Source organism: Cryobacterium soli (genome assembly GCF_003611035.1).
GTDB classification, from domain to species: Bacteria; Actinomycetota; Actinomycetes; order Actinomycetales; family Microbacteriaceae; genus Cryobacterium; species Cryobacterium soli.
Genome location: NZ_CP030033.1, coordinates 1,706,405 through 1,724,560, shown reverse-complemented (window position 1 = coordinate 1,724,560; position 18,156 = coordinate 1,706,405). Strand labels below are relative to the sequence as shown.

The window sequence follows — 18,156 nt, the reverse complement described above, 5'->3', positions numbered from 1 at the left end:
CCTACAGCGGGATGTTCCCGTGCTTCTTGGCCGGCAGGCTGGCGCGCTTGGTGCGGAGGGCCCGCAGGGCCTTCACCACCGACACCCGGGTCGCCGCCGGTTCGATGACGCCGTCGAGCTCGCCGCGTTCGGCGGCGAGGAACGGGCTGGCCACGTTGTAGGTGTACTCGTTCGCCAGGCGGCTGCGCACGGCGGCGACATCCTCGTTGGCGGCCTCGGCCTTCTTGATCTCGGCCCGGTAGAGGATGTTCACGGCGCCCTGACCGCCCATCACCGCGATCTCGGCGGTCGGCCAGGCCAGGTTGATGTCGGCGCCGAGCTGCTTGGAGCCCATCACGATGTACGCGCCGCCGTAGGCCTTGCGCAGAATGACGGTGATCAGCGGCACGGTGGCCTCGGCGTACGCGTAGAGCAGCTTCGCGCCGCGGCGGATGATGCCGGTCCACTCCTGGTCGGTGCCGGGCAGGAAGCCGGGCACGTCGACGAGGGTGAGGATCGGGATCGAGAACGCGTCGCAGAACCGCACGAACCGGGCCGCCTTCTCGCCGGCCGGGATGTTCAGGGTGCCGGCCATGGAGTTCGGCTGGTTGGCGACGATGCCGACGCTGCGGCCCTCGATGCGGGCGAAGCCCACCACGATGTTCGGCGCGAACAACGGCTGGGTCTCCAGGAAATCGCCGTGGTCGACGATGTGCTCGATGACGGTCTTCACGTCGTACGGCTGGTTGGGCGAGTCCGGGATCAGCGTGTTGAGCTTGAGGTCGGCATCCGTGGTCTCGAGCTCGACCTCGCTGTCGAAGACCGGCAGCTCGGCCAGGTTGTTGTCCGGCAGGAAGCTCAGCAGCGTGCGTGCGTAGTCCAACGCGTCGGACTCGTCGCTGGCCAGGTAGTGCGCGACGCCGGAGATCGAGTTGTGCGTCAGCGCCCCGCCGAGTTCCTCCATGCCCACGTCTTCACCGGTGACGGTCTTGATCACGTCGGGGCCGGTGACGAACATCTGGCTGGTCTTGTCGACCATGATCACGAAGTCGGTCAGCGCGGGGGAGTAGACGGCGCCGCCGGCCGCGGGGCCGCAGATGATCGAGATCTGCGGGATCACGCCGGAGGCGGCGGTGTTACGGCGGAAGATCTCGCCGTATTTGCCCAGGGCAACGACGCCTTCCTGGATGCGTGCTCCGCCGGAGTCGAGGATGCCGATGATGGGCACGCCGGTCTTGAGGGCCAGGTCCATCACCTTGATGATCTTCTCGCCGGCGACCTCGCCGAGCGAGCCGCCGAAGATGGTGAAGTCCTGGGAGTACACGGCGACCTGGCGACCGTGGATGGTGCCGGTGCCGGTGACGACGGCGTCACCGTACGGGCGCTTCTTTTCCATGCCGAAGGCCACGGTGCGGTGACGCACGAACTCGTCGAGCTCGACGAAGGAGCCCTCGTCGAGCAGCTCGGCCACCCGCTCGCGGGCGGTCATCTTGCCCTTGGCGTGCTGCTTCTCAATGGCCGCGTCGCCGCTCGCCGTCACGGCCTCGTGATAGCGCTGCTTGAGGTCGGCAAGTTTCCCAGCCGTCGTGTACAGGTCTGGTCCGGTCGGGTTCTCAGTCACGCCGTTCACTCTACCGGCCCCACCCCGCCAGACCCCCAGAGTCCCCGCCTCCGCGCACTGGCCCCGCGCACAACTCCTGCAAATCCCCGTCAGCCGGGCCGAATCCTGCGCTGCCCGGCCAAACTGGGCAGAATTGCAGGAGTTACGCACCCACACGGGTGCGGGAAGAGGCGTGGGTTATGGAATTTCCGGTCAGCAGCTCCATCGGGGCCCGGTTCGAGTACCTCCCGGAGGCGGGCTCGACCAACGACGTGTTGGTGACCCGGGCGACCGGGCCGGATGCCGCGGCCTGGCCCGACCTGTCCGTCATCGTCACCGACAACCAGACCGGCGGTCGCGGCCGGCTCGGCCGGGTCTGGATGGCGCCCAGCGGCAAGTCCCTGGCCATTTCGGTGCTCCTGCGCCCCCGCCTGGCCTCCGGCCCGTTGCCCGTCAACCGGTTCGGCTGGTTCCCGCTCCTGGCGGGGGCGGCGATGACCCGGGCCGTGCGCGCGGTCGTCGAGGCCGCCGCGGCGGGCCACGCCCAGGACGAGGAGACCGCCCGGCACGAGGTGACGCTCAAGTGGCCCAACGACGTGCTCATCGACGGCTACAAGGTCTCCGGGGTGCTGTCCGAACTACTGCCCGACGCAAGCGGACTGTGCATCGGCACCGGGCTGAACCTGGCCCTGGACGAACACGACCTGCCCACGCTCACGTCCACGTCGCTGATGCTGGTGACCGGCAGTGTGCCCGACCCGGATGCGGTGCTCGCGGCGTATCTCACCGAGCTCAGCAGCCTCGTGGCCCGGTTCCTCGAGCATGGCGCCGACCCCGACGCCAGCGGCCTGCGCGCCGAGGTGAGCGAGCTCTGCGGCACGCTGGGCAGTGCCGTGCGGGTGGAGCTGCCCGGTGGGAACGACCTGGTCGGCACCGCCGTGGGCCTGGACGCCGACGGCCGGCTCATTGTGGAAGACCAGACCAACGGCGAGCCGCAGGCCGTCGCCGCGGGAGACGTGACCCATCTGAGGTATTAATGGGTTATGACCAACCCAGCCAGCACGTCCCCCGGTGCCGCGCCGGCGGCCGCCCCGCCCGAGGTGGTCGTCGCTCGCTTGCGCTCGCACGCCCGCGTGCTGTTCTGGCCCACACTGGTGCTGATTGCGACGTGCGGCGTCACCGGTTACTACTACGGCAGTTTTGCGGAGCCGTGGCAGAACGTGCTGGTTCTGGCCGGGGCTGGCCTGGTGGTCGTGCTGTTCTGGCTGCTGCCACTGGTGGCCTGGCTCACCCGGCGGTACACCGTCACCACGCGCCGCCTCATCGTGGTGCACGGCATCTTCGTGCACGTGCGCCAGGAGCTGCTGCACAGCCGCGGCTATGACGTGAGCGTGCAGAGAACCTGGCTGCAGTCGCTGTTCCGCTCGGGCACCGTGCGGATCAACTCCGGCCTGGAGCATCCGCTGCTGCTGCGCGACGTGCCCGACGCGGGCCTGCTGCAGCGTGTTCTGCAGGACCTGATGGAACGCTCGCAGACCGTGATGAGCACCCGGCGTCAGGAGCAGTCGGCGTTCGGCGAGGAATCAGCTTTCTGGACGGGTCGCCAGCCGTAACGCCCCGGTGCTGGCGGTGACGGCACCGGTGGCCGGTGCGGTGGCCGGCACGGTGACCCTGGTGCGCCGGTCGGGGGAGAACACCCAGTAGCGGTAGAGCACGAAGCGGAACGCGGCACCGAGCAGGAGCCCGACCACATTGGACGAGATGTTGTCGGCCACGACGCTGGTGTAGCCGAGCACGTAGTGGCTCACCCACAGGCACGCCAGGCCGATGCCCATGCCGATGAAACTGACGAAGAAGAACTCCAACCCCTCGCGCAAGGTCTGGGATTGCCGGTTCTTCGAGAAGGTCCAGTATCGGTTGCCCACCCAGTTGGCCAGGATGGCGAGCACGGTCGACACCACCTTGGCCCAGATCGGCCCTGAGTCCAGGTTCTCGGGCGAGAAGACGCTCGAGCGCAGCAGGTTGAACACGGTCACGTCGACGGCGAAGCCCACGAGCCCGACCATGCCGAACTTGGCGAGCTGTACGGCGAACGCGAAGACGCGGTGCCTGCTGGGCGTTATTCTCGGCATGCTTCCGTCCGAAAGATAGGTCAAAATAGAAGGTGGAGCGGGATAACGCGCTTCTTTGGAAGTCTACGACGCGACTTTTTTCCCATCCTGGGAATTCGTAGCCGGTGGGATGAACGCTCGCACAGAAATTGGTGAACAGATGAGCACGATCGTTGGTGTGATCGGCGGAGGCCAGTTGGCCCGCATGATGATCCCCGCCGCGGTGAACCTGGGCGTGGACCTGCGGGTGCTCGCCGAGGCCGACGGGATGTCCGCCGCGCTCGCCGCAGTCTCGGTGGGCGACTATCGGGACCTGGACACCGTGCTGGCCTTCGCCGACACCGTCGACGTGGTGACCTTCGACCACGAACACGTCCCGCAGGTCATCCTGCGCGAGCTCGTCGCACGCGGTGTGCGCGTGCATCCGGGTCCGGACGCGTTGCTCTACGCCCAGGACAAGCTCCTCATGCGCGAACGGCTCACCGAGCTCGGGCTCCCCGTTCCCGACTGGGCCCGTGTGCAGGACTCCGACGAACTGGCCGCCTTCCTGGCCGACCACGGCGGTCGGGCGGTCGTCAAGACGGCCCGCGGCGGCTACGACGGCAAGGGCGTGCGGGTTGTGCAGCACGCGCACGAAGCCGACGACTGGTTCCTCGCGCTCGACGAAGACGGCAACGCCGGCGCGCTCCTGGTCGAGGAACTCGTGGACTTCCGCCGGGAACTCGCGCAGGTCGTGGCGCGGCGCCCGTCCGGCGAGATCGCCATCTGGCCGGTCGTGGAGACCGTGCAGTTGCACGGCGTCTGCGCCGAGGTCATCGCCCCGGCTCCGAAGTCCGCCGGCCGGCTCAGTGACGTTGCCGCGGACATCGCCGAACGGGTCGCAGAGGGCATCGGTGTCACCGGGGTGCTCGCCGTCGAACTCTTCGAGACCACGGATGGCCGTCTGCTCGTCAACGAGTTGGCCATGCGACCGCACAACAGCGGGCACTGGTCGATCGACGGGGCCGTCACCAGCCAGTTCGAGCAGCACCTGCGCGCCGTGCTCGACCTGCCGCTGGGCGGCACGGGCCTGCGCGAACCCTGGTCGGTGATGGTGAACGTCCTCGGCGGCCCCGCCGAGGGCAGCATGGCCGACCGGTACCCGGCAGCGTTCGCCGAGCAGCCGCTGGTCAAGGTGCACAACTACGGCAAGGACCCGCGTCCGGGACGCAAAATCGGCCACGTCACGGCATCCGGTGCGGATTTGGACTCGGTCACCTACCAGGCGCGTGCCACTGCGGCGTTTTTCCAGGACTGAAGCCTAAGATCATCTCCGTGCCAGACAACCTCTTGACGAGCGCCCCCGAGCCCGTGTCCCCGCCCGACGTCCTCGTCGGTGTCGTGATGGGATCCGACTCCGACTGGAACGTCATGAGCGACGCCGCGGCGCTGCTGAAAGACTTCGGCGTGGCCCACGAAGTGCAGGTCGTCTCGGCACACCGCACCCCGGAGAAGATGATCCGGTACGGCCAGGAGGCGCACGCCCGCGGCCTCAAGGTCATCATCGCCGGCGCCGGCGGTGCGGCGCACCTGCCGGGCATGCTCGCCGCGGTGACCACCCTGCCCGTCGTGGGGGTTCCCGTTCCGCTCGGCCGCCTCGACGGCCTCGACTCCCTGCTGTCGATCGTGCAGATGCCCGCCGGGGTTCCCGTGGCGACGGTCTCGATCGGCGGCGCGCGCAACGCGGCGCTGATCGCCGTCAAGATCCTGGCCACGGCCGATGACTCCCTGCGCCTCAAACTGGAAGGCTACGCCGCAGCCCTGGCCGAGCAGGTGGAGCAGAAGAACGCGGCCCTGCAAGCGAAACTATGAGCCAGGCCAGCAGCCCGATCCGGTACCCGAACACCGGTTCCCGCCAGGTCATGACCCGCCGAGCCTGGTGGCTCGTGGTGCTCAACATCGTCATCCCCGGCTCGGCGCAAGTGCTCGCCGGCAGCCGGAAGCTCGGCCGTTTCGGCCTGCGGGCCACCCTGACCCTGCTGGTCGTGGCGCTGCTGGCCGGCATCGTCTACGCCGTGAATCCTGAGATTCTACTCACGATCGCCACCAACTCCATCGCGCTGTGGGTACTGGCCGCCGCGCTGATGTTCTACGCCGTGGTGTGGGTCATCCTGACCTTCGACACCATGCGCCTGATCCGGCTCATCAAAGCGCGGCCCAAGGTACGGCCGTTCATCGCCGGCCTGGCCACCGTCGCCATGGTCGCGGTGGCCGGCAGCGCGGGTTACGGCGCCTACTTCGCCACCACAACGAGTGGGTTCCTTTCCTCCGTCTTCGCCGCCGGCCCGTCCGAGCCGCCCGTCGACGGTCGGTACAACATCATGCTGCTCGGCGGCGACGCCGGCGCCGACCGCGAGGGCATGCGCCCCGACAGCACCTCGGTGGTGAGCATCGACGCCGAGACCGGCAAGGCCGACATCATCGGGCTGCCGCGCGACCTCGAGAACATCCCGTTTCCCGAGGACTCGCCGCTCTACGCCTCTTACCCGAACGGCTACGGCTACAACGACACCTGCGACGTCGACGTCTGCCAGCTCAACTCGATCTACACCGAGGTGGAGCTCAAGAGCCCCGAGATGTACCCGAACGCGGTGGCGGAGGGCAGCGAACCGGGCATCGAGGCCATGCGCGACGCCGCCAGCGGCGTCACCGGCCTGACGATCCAGTACTACGTGCTCATCGACATGCAGGGCTTCGCCCAGCTCATCGACGCCCTCGGCGGCGTCGACATCAACGTGGCGGAGCGGCTGCCGATCGGCGGCCAAGAGGACGACCTGAGCGACGTCGAGGGCTGGGTCGAAGCCGGACAGCAGCACATGGACGGTTTCACCGCCCTGTGGTACGGCCGCGCCCGGCACGGCACGAGCGACTACGACCGGATGTCCCGCCAGCGCGTGCTGCAGGAAGCCATCCTCCAGCAGTTCAACCCGGCCAACGTGCTCACCAAGTTCCAGGGTGTGGCGCAGGCAGGCGAACAGGTCGTGAAGACCGATGTGCCCCAGGGCATGCTCGGCTACTTCACCACTCTGGCCGCCAAGACCAAGGAACTGCCGGTGGGCGCCGTGGAACTGGTGCCGGACAATGGCGTCGAGCCCACCGACCCCGACTACGACCACATCGCCGCACTCATCGACGCCGCGCTCAACCCCGTCGTGGAGACGCCCGCACCCTGAGATCGCAGCTGACGCACCCGGCGGCGCAGGGTGGGCGCCGCATTGCGGCGCCCGCTACCGACGCAGGCTCAGAGGTCTGCGTGCAGCTGCCAGACCCGTTCGGCGGTATCGCGCCAGGTGAAGGCCTTGGCCCGGTCGCTACCGAAGATGCGTAGCCGGGCGGCGAGTTCGGTGTCACCGAGCACGCGGTCAAGAGCGGCGCCCAGCCGTTCGGGATACCCGGCCGCGTCGCCACGCTCCACGACGAACCCCGCGTCCCCGCCGGCCTCCACGAGGGCCGGCGCGTCGGAATGGATCACCGGGGTGCCGAACTGGAAAGCCTGGATGATCGGCAGACCGAAGCCCTCTTCGAGGCTGGGGTAGACGAACACTGAAGCGCGGCTCATCACGAGCGCGAGCTCCTGGTCGGTCAGGCCCGTCATCGACCGCACCCGGTCGGGCGCCAGACCCGCCTCGTCGGCGACGGACGCCAGCGTGAGGTCTCCCCAGGAGTCGGGCCCGAGAACGATCAACGGCAGGTCGGCGGCGCCCGGGCGGCCCAACGCCGTGATGAGGGCCGTGACGGCACGACGCGGCTCGAGGGTGCCCGCGGTGAGGATGTACTGGTCGGGAAGCTTCAGGGAGACCGCCAGGGCCTCCGCCGCTGCCGAATTAGTGGGGAGGGTCAGCCCGCTGCTGACGGCACCGCCGATGACCCGCACCCGGTCGCCGAAGTCCATGACCTCGCGCAACTGATCGGCCAGGGCATGGCTGGGCACCACGACGGCATCCGCGTGCTTGCGGGCGCGCTTGAGCATCAGCTTGGTCCAGGCCACGGTGGTGGGGGTGAGTGACTCCGGATGCGTCCAGGCCAGCACGTCGTGCACCGTCACGGCCACCTGCGTCTCGTCTCTGGCGCGGTCGTGGCGGCGGAGCGGTGCGAACAGGCCCGGGGCGTGCACGAGGCCGTGGCCGGCCGAGGTGGCGACGCCCAGCTGCCAGGCGGCAGACAGCTCGCGGCGGGGCAGTCCCATTTTGTGCAGGCCGGACAGCCCGGGCAGGGCGGCTTCGATGTGGGCGTAGTTGTCGGCGCTGGTGGCCGAGACGATGCCCTCGACCACGCACTCGGCCGGCGCCGTGCTGATCAGCGACCGGGTGAGTTCCTCGGTGTATCGGCCGAGACCGCCCGGAACGGGGGAGATCAGCTGGTCTACGACGACTCTGAGGGTGATCATGAGAGCTCGAAAGCGCCGTGTCGGGCGGCAGCGGCGAGGGCGTCGCGCCAGTCGCGCATCGGGGTCAGGCCGGCCGCGGCCCAGGCGTCGTGCCCGAGAACGGAGTAGGCCGGCCGGGCGGCCGGGCGCACGAACTTGGTGCTGTCGGTGGGCTCCACCCGCTCGGGGTCGAGGCCAGCGCTCTCGAACACGGCCTGGGCGAAACCGAACCAGGAGGTCTTGCCGGCGTTGGTGCCGTGATAGATCCCGGCTGGGGCATCCGCGTCGAGCAACGCTACGATCTGGGCGGCCAGGTCGACCGTCCAGGTGGGCTGGCCGAACTGGTCGGCGACGACCGAGACGGTGTCGCGACCCGCGGCGAGGGTGAGCATGGTGCGGCCGAAGTTGGGGCCGTGGGCGCCGTAGAGCCAGGCGGTGCGCACGATGTAGCTGCCCGCCGGGTGCTCGGTGAGCACGAACTGTTCACCGGCGGCCTTGGTACGGCCGTACGCGTTGATCGGGTCGATCGCGGTGTCCTCGACATACGGGGCGCTGCCGGCGCCGTCGAAGACGTAGTCGGTGGAGATCTGCACGAGCTTGGCGCCGACGAAGGCCGCTCCGATCGCCAGGTTGCGCGGGCCGATGGCGTTCACCAGGTAGGCGGCGGCCTCGTTCTCCTCGGCCGCGTCGACCGCGGTGTACGCGGCGGCGTTGATGATCACGTCATACCCGGCCACGGCCTCGCGAACCGCGGCGAGGTCGGTGATGTCGAGTTCGCCGCGGTCGACGGCCGTGACGTCACGTCCGGCGAGGGCGTCCTGCAGGTCGCGGCCGAGCATTCCGGCTGCTCCGGCAATCAGATAGCGGGTCATACCAGCGCCGCGCGGGCCTTGAGCGGTTCCCACCAGCTTCGGTTATCGCGATACCACTGCACCACGTCGGCCAGGCCCTGGGCGAAGGGCACTTCGGGGGAGTAGCCGAGTTCGGCCTGGATCTTGGAGATGTCCACGGAGTAACGCAGGTCGTGGCCGAGGCGGTCGGCGACCCGGTCGACGTAGGACCAGTCTTTGCCGGTCGCGTCGAGCAGCAGCTGGGTGAGCTCGACGTTGGTCAGCTCGGTACCGCCGCCGATGTTGTAGATCTCGCCCGCGCGGCCGGAGACCAGCACCATGGCGATGCCGCGGGTGTGGTCGTCCACGTGCAGCCAGTCGCGGATGTTGTTGCCCTCGCCATAAAGAGGAACGTGCAGGTCGTCGATGAGGTTGGTCACGAACAGCGGGATGACCTTCTCGGGGAAGTGATACGGGCCGTAGTTGTTCGAGCAGCGGGTGATCGACACGTTGAGGCCGTGGGTGCGGTGGTAGCTGCGCGCGAGCAGGTCGCTGCCGGCCTTCGACGCGGAGTACGGGGAGTTGGGCTCCAGCGCCCGTTCTTCGTTCCAGGAGCCCTCGGCGATGGAGCCGTAGACTTCGTCGGTGGACACGTGCACGAAGCGGGGCAGGTCGTTGCGGAGAGCCGCGTCGAGCAGTTGCTGCGTGCCGAGCACGTTGGTCTCGACGAAGATCGACGCGTCCCGCACGGAGCGATCCACGTGGGACTCCGCGGCGAAGTGAACCACGGCGTCCAGGCCCGGGAAGAGCGTGTCGAGCAAGGCGCCGTCACGGATGTCGCCCTGCACGAAGGTGTAACGGGGGGAATCGGCCACGGACACCAGATTCTCCAGGTTGCCGGAGTAGGTGAGGGCGTCGAGAACGACGACCTCAGCGCCCTCGAGGCCCGGGTAGACGTCCTGCAGGGTACGGCGAACGAAATTCGAGCCGATGAAACCGGCGCCGCCGGTAACGAGGATCTTCATAGGTGGTGATTCCATTCCATAGCTGCCTCCGCGATTCTATCGGAAAGCCCGTTGGGCACTGCCGAGCAGGCGCTACAGCCGCGCCTTCACGGTTGTGGTTGCCAGGCTGGTCTTCTTGATCGTGGTGTAGCCGGTCTTGGATCCGGTGACGGTGACCGTGACGAACTTGCCCGTCGAGGACCCGGGCAGAACGAATGTTGGCAAGGTCGCACCCGCGACCGCCACGCCGCCGACCGACCACTGGTAAGTAAGAGTCACCGGGACCGGCCCCCAGACGCCAGGCGTCGCCGTGAGGGTGGAGCCAACTTTCACGATTCCCGTGATTGTCGGAACCGCAGTCGATGCCAGCACCAACCGTGCCACGGCCGGGGTGGCGATACTGGTCTTCTTGACCGTGGTGTAGCCGGTCTTGGATCCGGTAACTGTGACGGTGACGGTCTTGCCCGCCGACGAGCTGGGGAGCAGGAGCGTCTTCGATGTTGCGCCGGCCACTGCGACGCCGCCGACCGACCACTGGTAAGTAAGAGTCACCGGGACCGGCCCCCAGACGCCAGGCGTCGCCGTGAGGGTGGAGCCAACTTTCACGATTCCCGTGATTTTCGGAACCGCAGTCGATGCCAGCACCAACCGTGCCACGGCCGGGGTGGCGATACTGGTCTTCTTGACCGTGGTGTAGCCGGTCTTGGATCCGGTGACAGTGACGGTGACGGTCTTACCCACCGACGAGCTGGGGAGCAGGAGCGTCTTCGATGTAGCGCCAGCGACTCCAACGCCGCCGACCGACCACTGATACGCGAGGGCCACGGGAGCGGGTCCCCAAGCTCCTGGTACGGCTGTGAGAGTTGAGCCCACCTTCACGGTTCCCGTGATTTTCGGAACCGCAGTCGCCGTCAACGCGGCTGTCGCAGGAGAAAGCTTGGCGAGCGTTGCACCTGCCACGAAGTCGTGTCCAGCAGAACAATCGCAGATCGACTTGTTGGACAGCAGCATCACCGTGACGGGCTTCGCCCGCGAGTGAGCGAACGTCTGCGACACATGACCTGTCTTGTCGGGATACGGCACGATGCTGCCCGACCCGACATTGCTGCCCAGGTCGTGCGCTTCGAACGTCGACTTGTCGAAGGGATACGTCGCGCTTGTTCCGTCGTAGATTCCCAGATAAACAGGGCCCCAGCCATTGACGGGTTGGGTGAAATCGAAGTCGATTGTGAATCCAGTCGGGTTCCCGACCACGACAACATTCCGAATCGACGGGAAAGACACTATCCCGCTCGAGACGATCGGGGTCGGCTGCTCAGCGGCCACTGCGGCGGAGGCTCCTGCGCTGGCCGACAAAGCCAGGGCGAGCACCGCGGCCAGTAGGGGGCGAGACCATTTCATGCGTGCACCTATTCCATGACTGTGAGATTCGGGCTGTGCACAGTAGATGACGGACGCGGGTCCTGCCGAAGGAAACGGTGCACTGATGGTGGTGCAATTCACTGAATCCTTGCATATTCGTGCGCCTGTGGGTCGAGCATTTTCGGAGATGACGATGCGTTTTCCTTCTTGTTGTCGTGCCGGGGTGCTCGGGTTGACGAAAACGGTGGTTTCAGGTCCCGCCGCCTGCCCCAGCCGAGTGCCGGCTCAGCACTGGTTGGCCTGAACAGCACCGACTTTCCGGATGTATTCGCAGCGGTCGAGGACTGAAACTCCTGGGTAGACTGCCGATCGTGCAGATCAGAGAGCTTTCCGTCCCCGATTCTTATGAGATCACCCCCAAACAGTTCGCTGATGAGCGGGGGGTCTTCCTGGAGTGGTACCGATTCGACCACTTGGAAGAGCGGATCGGGCACAAGCTGGACCTCGCGCAGGCGAACACCTCGGTGTCCAAGCGTGGTTCGGTGCGCGGCATCCATTTCGCGGATGTTCCGCCCAGCCAGGCGAAGTACGTCACGGCCGTTCACGGTGCCGTGCTCGACTTCATCGTCGACATCCGGGTCGGTTCACCGACCTACGGTCAGTGGGACAGCGTGCTGCTGGACGATACCGACCGCCGGGCCGTGTACATCGCCGAGGGTCTCGGCCACTGCTTCGTGGCCCTCACCGACAACGCCACCGTCAGCTACCTGGTGACGAGCCCGTTCACTCCGGGCCGTGAGCACGGCATCAACCCGCTCGACCCCGAGATCGGCCTGGTGTTCCCGCCCGAGGCGGGCGACCTCCTGCTGTCTCCCAAAGACACCGATGCGCCCGGGCTCGCGGAGGCCGCGGCCTCCGGCCTCCTCCCCACCTGGGCGGCGGCGCGGGCGTACTACCAGACGCTGAACCAGACCACATCGAACTCCGAGATCGGCGGTAGGTAACTCATGCGCGGAATCATTCTGGCGGGCGGTTCCGGCACCCGGCTCTGGCCGATCACCAAGGCCATCTCCAAGCAACTCATGCCGGTGTACGACAAGCCGATGGTCTACTACCCCCTGTCGACGTTGATGATGGCCGGGATCAACGAAGTCCTCATCATCACGACACCGGAACACAACGAGCAGTTCCGGGCGCTCTTGGGCGACGGCTCGCAGCTCGGGATTCGCGTCGAGTACGCCGTGCAGCCCTCGCCCGACGGCCTGGCGCAGGCTTTCATCATCGGTGAGCAGTTCATCGGCGATGACACCGTGGCCCTGGTGCTCGGAGACAACATCTTCCACGGCGCAGGGCTCGGCACGGCGCTGCGCAACAACGCCGAGATCGAGGGCGCCCGGATCTTCGCGTACCACGTGAGCGATCCCACCGCGTATGGCGTGGTGGAATTCGACGAGAACATGACCGCGGTCTCCATCGAGGAGAAGCCGACCGCGCCCAAGAGCAACTACGCCGTTCCCGGCCTGTACTTCTACGACAACTCGGTCGTGGAGATCGCCAAGACCATCGAACCCAGTGCGCGCGGCGAGCTGGAGATCAGCACGGTGAACGAACGCTACCTGGCGAAGGGCGCCCTGCACGTGCAGGTGCTCGACCGGGGCACCGCATGGTTGGACACCGGCACGTTCGAGTCGATGATGCAGGCCTCCGAGTACGTGCGCGTGATCGAAGACCGCCAGGGCTTCAAGGTCGGCTGCATCGAGGAGATCTCCTGGCGCGCCGGCTGGATCAGTGACGACCAGCTGCGGGCGCTCGCCGACCCGCTGAAGAAGAGCGGCTACGGCCGGTACCTCTACCGTCTGCTCGGCGACTGACCCCGCCACCTGGACGAGCGCGCGCAGTCACGGTCGGGCGTGCTCGGCGAATCAGCCCGCGGGTGCCGCGGGCGGATCGTTGAGAATGTCCTGCAGTCGTCGGGCCACCTCATGGGTGGGGTCGATGTCGAGGGCCCGGTCCACTTCCGCCCGGCTGAGCGTCGTCTCCCCGTGCAGGTAGAGCACCACGGCATATTGCGCCGCAATGTCGGCATCTCGCGGCGCCAGGCCAGCCAGTGCCTCGAGCGTGCGTGCGGCGGCAGAGGTGTCGCCGGCATTCAACTGGCCGACGGCAAGAGCGCGCTCAGTGGCCACCGTATTCGGGAGCATGGCGCGAGACCTCTCGGCCCAGTCCACCGCCAGCGGTGCGGCCTCGGCAACGCCACCGTCCGCCAGCGCCGCAAACGACTGCGCCGCAATGCTGGACAGGTCCGCATCCCACGGTCGCAGCGCCTGTGCCCGCAGAAAGGCTGCCTCGGCGGTGGCCAGATCGCCGGTGCCCGCCGCGTCCACGGCGCTAGCCAGCGGAACCTCGGCGCTGGTCACCAGGATCATCCCCGCCACCCAGCCCACGAGCAGAGTTGTGCGGAGTCCGCGGAACGCCCGGCGTGCCGCCAGACTGACGTCGCGTGCCCGTGGCTTGCCCTCGGTCGGTACCGCCACCAGGATGCCGAGCAGCAGTGCCGCCGGAATGGCGGTGGAGGGCACCGTGAAATGGGTAAGCAGCCCCACCCCGTACCCGGCCAGGCCGGCCAAAGCGGCGGCGAGCAGGTCGGCGTGCCCGGTCGACACCGTTCGAGCAGCCTGCGCCGGCACCGCGGTGAGCCGCCACCAGCGGCGCACCGCGAGCCAGCTCGTCGCAGCCAGGACCGTTAGTACCACCGCCAGCAGTGAAAGGCCGCCGGCCAGGGCCACCTGCAAGAGCCAGTTGTGCGGTGAGTCGAGGGTGCTGCCGGTCTCGGAGGAGCCGGCGTTCGCATTGAGGAATCCGCTGGCACCGACACCGAGCGGATGTTCGGCCACCAGCGCGAGCCCCTGCCGCCAGTAGTCGAACCGTGCCTCGAGGGACTGACCGGCCAGCGGGCTGGCGCCCAGCAGCCGGTCCCGGGTGAACGGCACGACGAGCGCCGCGAGGGCGAGCAGCACAATCCCGCTGCCGCCCCCCAGCAGCACCCAGCGCACCCGGCCCGCGGAGACGCGCAACCCGGTGAGCACGGTGAGCACCACCACGGCCACCCCGGCGGCCAGAAGACCGGCCCGGGAGGCGGACAGCACCACCGTGACCACGGCGAAGAACAGCCCGGCGGTGAGCCAGGCCCGCTCCACCTCGGTCCGGGCGGCGCTCGGTCGAGCGCGCCCGGCCCCCGCGATCGTCCCGCCCGTGCCACCCCACGCTCGTAGCACCGGCAGAGCCAACACCGCCAGGAACAACGCACCGAGCAGCCCCTGGTCGGTGGCGTTGCCGGTGAGCGCGCCCGGCCGGGCCAGGTCAGAGGCGAACGGTCGAGCGCCGAGGGCCTCCACGGCCGACACCGCGCCGAGCACGATCGACGCCGTCGCCACCGCGCGGGCCAGGGTACGCAACCGGTCCGGTGGCGCACCCGCGCCCAACAACCGGGCCCCGGCCCAGACCGCCCCGAAGTACACGGGTAGGGCCACGATCCCCTCGTAGCGTGGCCAGCGGCCCCACAACTGCACGGCTGGCGCGGCCGACAGCAGCACGGCCGCGAAGGCCAGCAGTGCGGCAATCGCACTGCCCAGAACGAACCAGCGCGGCAATCGGCCCTGGGCCGTGGACAGCGATGCAAGCAGTACCGCGACCGCTGCGACGGCGTCTTTGGGTAGGAACCAGCGGTCGAATGCGCCGGGGAGGAGGACGACCGTGGCGAGCACGAGCAGCCAGAGTGCTGCTGTGCCCGCCCGGGTCTTGATCAGAGTGTTTATAGCCGGGCCTTGTGGCTACAGCTTGGGAATGGTGACGGCGGCGGAGGTCTTGCTCAGCGTGGTGTAGCCGAGCTTTGTAGCTGTGACCTGCACCGTGATCGCCGTCCCGCCGTCCGCGGTGGCTAACTTGTAGGCGCTGGTTGTGGCGCCGCTGATGGGCTTGCCAGAGCGGAACCACTTGTAGCTGATTGCGGCTCCGGTTGACCAAGCGCCGGCTGTTGCCGTCAAGGTCGACCCCACCTTCTTGAGACCTGCGATCGTGGGCGTGGTACCAGTGAGCGCGCCGGGCTGGATAATGCTCCACGCCGACGCGGCGGCCCACGCGCTGGTATAGCCGCTCAGGGCTGCTGTGGTCCTGAGCGAAATGGACTTACCTGAATCGCTGCCGACGAGCACGTATTTCTGTTTCGTCGCCCCGCTGATGGCCACACCATTGCGATACCACTGGTAGGTCGCCGTGGCGGTGTAAGGCTGAGTGTATGCGTACGCGGTGAGAGTGCTGCCCACGGTTGTGGCGCCGGCCACATACGCCGATACCGACACGACTGGTTTGCCGGCCAATTCGGCGTTGATGCCCGTAACGGCTTGCGCGAACGCCACGGTGAGGGCCTTCGACGCCGCCAGGGTGGAGGCATTGTTGTAATACTCACCACGCAGACCCGAGGTGGCTCCGATCTGGCCGAAGCTCAGCTTGTAGCTGCCGGCGGCAAGCGGGGAGATGGTGTAGTTGCCTGCCGCATCCAAGTACACCCAATGGTCCACTCCGGTGGTGCTGCCGTTGAAGAAGGTCGTCACCTTTGAAACCGTCGTGGCCGGCTTCGACACCCCGCCCAGGAGCATGGTGAGTTTCCCTGAGATCGAACTGCCCTGCTCCAGGGTGACGTTGTAGCCGGAAAGATTGGTCGCCCCGACCGTGATCGGGTTCGCCTGGGCCTCGGTGGCCTTGTTCTTCCAGTATTGGCCGACGAAGCTGAGGCTGGCGCTGGTGTCGTACTTGTCGTAGGACACTTTGTAATTGCCCGCGCTGAGCCCAGCAAGATTGTACCTGCCGGCGGCATCGGTGGTGCCGTACTTAGAGCCGGTGGCGTTCCAGGCCGTCACCCCCACGCCGGCCAGTGGCTTCGTTCCGGTTTTGGTGTGCCCGTAGACGGTGCCGCTCAGGGCGGCCTTGGCGGGTAGGGCGAGAGGCTGCACGGCGGCGATCGTTCCCCCCGGTGCGGTGCCTACGACCGAGCTGGCGCTGGTCGTTACGGCGCCAGCGATCGCTGCGCTGGCCGGTGCAGCCGTCGCGAACGAGCCGACCGCGAGTACGGCCGAGAGCATCAGAGCCACAGCAACGCTGCGTTCCCGAATATGACGTCGCCTGTTTGCCATGATTGCCTCCGATTTGGTTCCGGTGTGGCTCGCACCTTTTGATGCCGTAACCCGTCCACACGGAGGAATGCCCCCACGACGAAGACTATTGGTCGGCCAAGCGCTGTGGACCACGAATATTGGCCGTCAAGCACCCCAGTTGGGGGGCCGAGACACGCAGGCGGAAGAGAGGTTGGTAGCTGGCCAGTCGAAGCCGTTCGCTCGGGGCCACAGATGGCATCGGGTCAGCTCCTGTTGCCAGCGTCCGTTCTAGAACTTGTGTGTTGGCTTAGACGAACACGCCGGGTGCGAAGCGTTGCCGGTAGTCCAAAACGTATGTATCGATCGATAAGACTCGGCAATTTAAAGAGGGGGTTTCCGGGGATTCTGGCAAGCACCACGTGGAGGAGACAGGAAATCGCAACGACCAGGACCGTGGCAACGAGAGGAATCGAAATATCGCCGGCCTTGGTTCCGGCAAGAGCTCCGAGTTGGGTGGTCTCTGTTGCTATCAAAGACACGACTGCCAGGAGTGGTACGTGCAAGACATAGATCGGTAGGGTCCGTGAGCCGACGAATGATCCAATGGCGGAAACCAACTTCACTTTGGCGAGCTGACCAAACGAGGAGAAGACTGCCGGAATCGCTGTTATTCCAGCCGCGAGCAGAAGAATCGGAAACAAGATCGGATCTCTACTGTTGATGCCCACGAAGGTCAGTAGTGAGAACAACGCAATGAATGCCAAAGCCCAATAAATTCCTGCGTCGCCAATCTTGCGCAGTGTCTTGGACGCATACAGTCCAATTGCAAAGAAGACAAAATTCCGAAGAATCTTCCCAGCTGCCATTTCGACCGTCCCGAACGTACCTATGAACCAGGCCAATAGGCTCAGGAAATAAACGGCCCAGTAGGGGACTCCACACATCTTTAGGACCATGACTGCGCCGACGTAAACCCCTAGGGCGAACACATACCAGAGGGTGGTCTCGGGTCGGAGCAGCTGTGAAACATAAGAGCGCAAGTCATTCACGCCGTGGGGAAGTCCAGTGACTCCAATGCTCGAATAGAAAATGAAGTACATGGAGAGCCACACGAAATAAAGATAGTAGTTAGCCCCGACGGCGAGGATTCCCTTCCGCCAACCTTGTGAAAATCCACTTGCAAATAGTAGGCCTGACAGTGCTAGCAAAACGGGTATCCGCACCCGACTCAGGACAGCTGTTACCTGGTCCCATTGCTCATCAAACGGCCCGAGGCCATGTGTAAGGGACTCACGGTTCCAAATGAGGAAGTGGTACAAGACCACAGCCACGACACAGAACGCGCGCGCCGTGTCTATCCATGCCAGACGCCTCGTCATTTGTGTAATACCTCCGCGCAACCATAGCGCTTTCCAAGGCCCGGAAAGCTAAAGGTTAAACGTGTAGCTCAGTCGTGGCGGTAGCGCTGCTCCCAGCGAAGGTTGAAAGAGTGCCGTTCCCCGCCGTATCCACCACGGCCGCTAACGTCGGTCCTCGCAATTGTTGCCGCCAGCCTGGCCATCAAGCGCAGGGCTCATATCCCCTCAAAGAGTGGCACCGTCGGAATAGCTGGCCCGGCCGACAGCCGCGCAGCCGCGAGGGCGAGCGGCGGTCCTACTAACTAGCACGAACCAGCGGTCGAACTCGCCGGCGAGGAGTGCGACCAGAGTGCCGCC

General features: G+C 66.7%; 16 protein-coding genes. 7 read left to right on the top strand and 9 right to left on the bottom strand.

Annotated features, from left to right (window positions below; translation table 11 throughout):
• Position 1: 1 nt before the first annotated feature.
• Positions 2 to 1,600 (bottom strand): acyl-CoA carboxylase subunit beta, encoded by a 1,599-nt coding sequence (locus DOE79_RS07860; protein WP_120338013.1) that lies wholly within the window; start codon positions 1,598 to 1,600, stop codon positions 2 to 4.
• A gap of 179 nt (positions 1,601 to 1,779) precedes the next feature.
• Between DOE79_RS07860 and DOE79_RS07855 the strand changes: the two genes are divergently transcribed.
• Together DOE79_RS07855 and DOE79_RS07850 are read left to right on the top strand one after the other, a co-directional pair.
• Positions 1,780 to 2,616 (top strand): biotin--[acetyl-CoA-carboxylase] ligase, encoded by an 837-nt coding sequence (locus DOE79_RS07855; RefSeq protein WP_120338012.1) that lies wholly within the window; start codon positions 1,780 to 1,782, stop codon positions 2,614 to 2,616.
• Positions 2,617 to 2,622: 6 nt separating this feature from the next.
• On the top strand, positions 2,623 to 3,192 hold the full coding sequence (locus DOE79_RS07850; protein WP_120338011.1) for a PH domain-containing protein: 570 nt from the start codon (positions 2,623 to 2,625) through the stop codon (positions 3,190 to 3,192).
• On the opposite strand, the gene DOE79_RS07845 is transcribed toward DOE79_RS07850, so the two are convergent.
• Complete coding sequence (locus tag DOE79_RS07845) at positions 3,163 to 3,711, bottom strand: GtrA family protein (protein WP_120338010.1); 549 nt, start codon at positions 3,709 to 3,711, stop codon at positions 3,163 to 3,165. The genes DOE79_RS07850 and DOE79_RS07845 overlap by 30 nt on opposite strands.
• A gap of 139 nt (positions 3,712 to 3,850) precedes the next feature.
• Between DOE79_RS07845 and DOE79_RS07840 the strand changes: the two genes are divergently transcribed.
• From DOE79_RS07840 to DOE79_RS07830, 3 genes are all read left to right on the top strand, one after another.
• Positions 3,851 to 4,987 (top strand): 5-(carboxyamino)imidazole ribonucleotide synthase, encoded by a 1,137-nt coding sequence (locus DOE79_RS07840; protein ID WP_245977200.1) that lies wholly within the window; start codon positions 3,851 to 3,853, stop codon positions 4,985 to 4,987.
• Between the two features lie 86 nt (positions 4,988 to 5,073).
• Positions 5,074 to 5,541 carry a 5-(carboxyamino)imidazole ribonucleotide mutase gene (purE, locus tag DOE79_RS07835; protein WP_120340229.1) on the top strand — a complete coding sequence of 156 codons (468 nt, stop codon included), beginning with the start codon at positions 5,074 to 5,076 and terminating at the stop codon, positions 5,539 to 5,541.
• Positions 5,538 to 6,902 (top strand): LCP family protein, encoded by a 1,365-nt coding sequence (locus tag DOE79_RS07830; protein WP_120338008.1) that lies wholly within the window; start codon positions 5,538 to 5,540, stop codon positions 6,900 to 6,902. The genes purE and DOE79_RS07830 overlap by 4 nt, the downstream gene beginning before the upstream one ends.
• A 68-nt stretch (positions 6,903 to 6,970) precedes the next feature.
• Here DOE79_RS07830 and DOE79_RS07825 read toward each other — a convergent pair whose 3' ends face one another.
• From DOE79_RS07825 to DOE79_RS20480, 4 genes are all read right to left on the bottom strand, one after another.
• Positions 6,971 to 8,116 carry a glycosyltransferase family 4 protein gene (locus DOE79_RS07825; protein WP_120338007.1) on the bottom strand — a complete coding sequence of 382 codons (1,146 nt, stop codon included), beginning with the start codon at positions 8,114 to 8,116 and terminating at the stop codon, positions 6,971 to 6,973.
• Positions 8,113 to 8,967: a dTDP-4-dehydrorhamnose reductase gene (gene rfbD, locus DOE79_RS07820; RefSeq protein WP_120338006.1), complete on the bottom strand. Its 855-nt coding sequence runs from the start codon at positions 8,965 to 8,967 to the stop codon at positions 8,113 to 8,115. Before rfbD ends, DOE79_RS07825 begins: the two co-directional genes overlap by 4 nt.
• Positions 8,964 to 9,950 carry a dTDP-glucose 4,6-dehydratase gene (rfbB, locus tag DOE79_RS07815; protein ID WP_120338005.1) on the bottom strand — a complete coding sequence of 329 codons (987 nt, stop codon included), beginning with the start codon at positions 9,948 to 9,950 and terminating at the stop codon, positions 8,964 to 8,966. Before rfbB ends, rfbD begins: the two co-directional genes overlap by 4 nt.
• A 72-nt stretch (positions 9,951 to 10,022) precedes the next feature.
• Positions 10,023 to 11,330 (bottom strand): hypothetical protein, encoded by a 1,308-nt coding sequence (locus DOE79_RS20480; RefSeq protein ID WP_162942658.1) that lies wholly within the window; start codon positions 11,328 to 11,330, stop codon positions 10,023 to 10,025.
• Positions 11,331 to 11,662: 332 nt separating this feature from the next.
• Here DOE79_RS20480 and DOE79_RS07805 point away from each other — a divergent pair, with 332 nt between their 5' ends.
• Together DOE79_RS07805 and rfbA are read left to right on the top strand one after the other, a co-directional pair.
• Positions 11,663 to 12,295 carry a dTDP-4-dehydrorhamnose 3,5-epimerase family protein gene (locus DOE79_RS07805; protein WP_120338003.1) on the top strand — a complete coding sequence of 211 codons (633 nt, stop codon included), beginning with the start codon at positions 11,663 to 11,665 and terminating at the stop codon, positions 12,293 to 12,295.
• A gap of 3 nt (positions 12,296 to 12,298) precedes the next feature.
• Entirely contained in the window at positions 12,299 to 13,162 is an 864-nt protein-coding gene (rfbA, locus tag DOE79_RS07800) for a glucose-1-phosphate thymidylyltransferase RfbA (protein WP_120338002.1), read from the top strand.
• 51 nt (positions 13,163 to 13,213) lie between these two features.
• Here the strand turns inward: rfbA and DOE79_RS07795 are convergent, their stop codons facing one another.
• From DOE79_RS07795 to DOE79_RS07785, 3 genes are all read right to left on the bottom strand, one after another.
• Positions 13,214 to 15,055, bottom strand: coding sequence for an O-antigen ligase family protein (locus tag DOE79_RS07795; protein WP_162942657.1), 1,842 nt, complete (start codon positions 15,053 to 15,055; stop codon positions 13,214 to 13,216).
• A 66-nt stretch (positions 15,056 to 15,121) separates the two neighbouring features.
• Entirely contained in the window at positions 15,122 to 16,480 is a 1,359-nt protein-coding gene (locus DOE79_RS07790) for a hypothetical protein (protein WP_220094301.1), read from the bottom strand.
• Positions 16,481 to 16,704: 224 nt separating this feature from the next.
• Positions 16,705 to 17,820, bottom strand: a complete 1,116-nt coding sequence (locus tag DOE79_RS07785) for an acyltransferase family protein (RefSeq protein WP_120337999.1) — start codon at positions 17,818 to 17,820, stop codon at positions 16,705 to 16,707.
• Between the last annotated feature and the right edge of the window lie 336 nt (positions 17,821 to 18,156).

Bases quoted from the DNA above. Each gene is read 5' to 3' on its own strand.
- DOE79_RS07855 (WP_120338012.1), top strand. From the start codon at position 1,780: ATGGAATTTCCGGTCAGCAGCTCCATCGGGGCCCGGTTCGAGTACCTC.
- DOE79_RS07850 (WP_120338011.1), top strand. From the start codon at position 2,623: ATGACCAACCCAGCCAGCACGTCCCCCGGTGCCGCGCCGGCGGCCGCC.
- DOE79_RS07845 (WP_120338010.1), bottom strand. From the start codon at position 3,711: ATGCCGAGAATAACGCCCAGCAGGCACCGCGTCTTCGCGTTCGCCGTA.
- DOE79_RS07840 (WP_245977200.1), top strand. From the start codon at position 3,851: ATGAGCACGATCGTTGGTGTGATCGGCGGAGGCCAGTTGGCCCGCATG.
- purE (WP_120340229.1), top strand. From the start codon at position 5,074: ATGGGATCCGACTCCGACTGGAACGTCATGAGCGACGCCGCGGCGCTG.
- DOE79_RS07830 (WP_120338008.1), top strand. From the start codon at position 5,538: ATGAGCCAGGCCAGCAGCCCGATCCGGTACCCGAACACCGGTTCCCGC.
- DOE79_RS07825 (WP_120338007.1), bottom strand. From the start codon at position 8,116: ATGATCACCCTCAGAGTCGTCGTAGACCAGCTGATCTCCCCCGTTCCG.
- rfbD (WP_120338006.1), bottom strand. From the start codon at position 8,967: ATGACCCGCTATCTGATTGCCGGAGCAGCCGGAATGCTCGGCCGCGAC.
- rfbB (WP_120338005.1), bottom strand. From the start codon at position 9,950: ATGAAGATCCTCGTTACCGGCGGCGCCGGTTTCATCGGCTCGAATTTC.
- DOE79_RS20480 (WP_162942658.1), bottom strand. From the start codon at position 11,330: ATGAAATGGTCTCGCCCCCTACTGGCCGCGGTGCTCGCCCTGGCTTTG.
- rfbA (WP_120338002.1), top strand. From the start codon at position 12,299: ATGCGCGGAATCATTCTGGCGGGCGGTTCCGGCACCCGGCTCTGGCCG.
- DOE79_RS07790 (WP_220094301.1), bottom strand. From the start codon at position 16,480: ATGGCAAACAGGCGACGTCATATTCGGGAACGCAGCGTTGCTGTGGCT.
- DOE79_RS07785 (WP_120337999.1), bottom strand. From the start codon at position 17,820: ATGACGAGGCGTCTGGCATGGATAGACACGGCGCGCGCGTTCTGTGTC.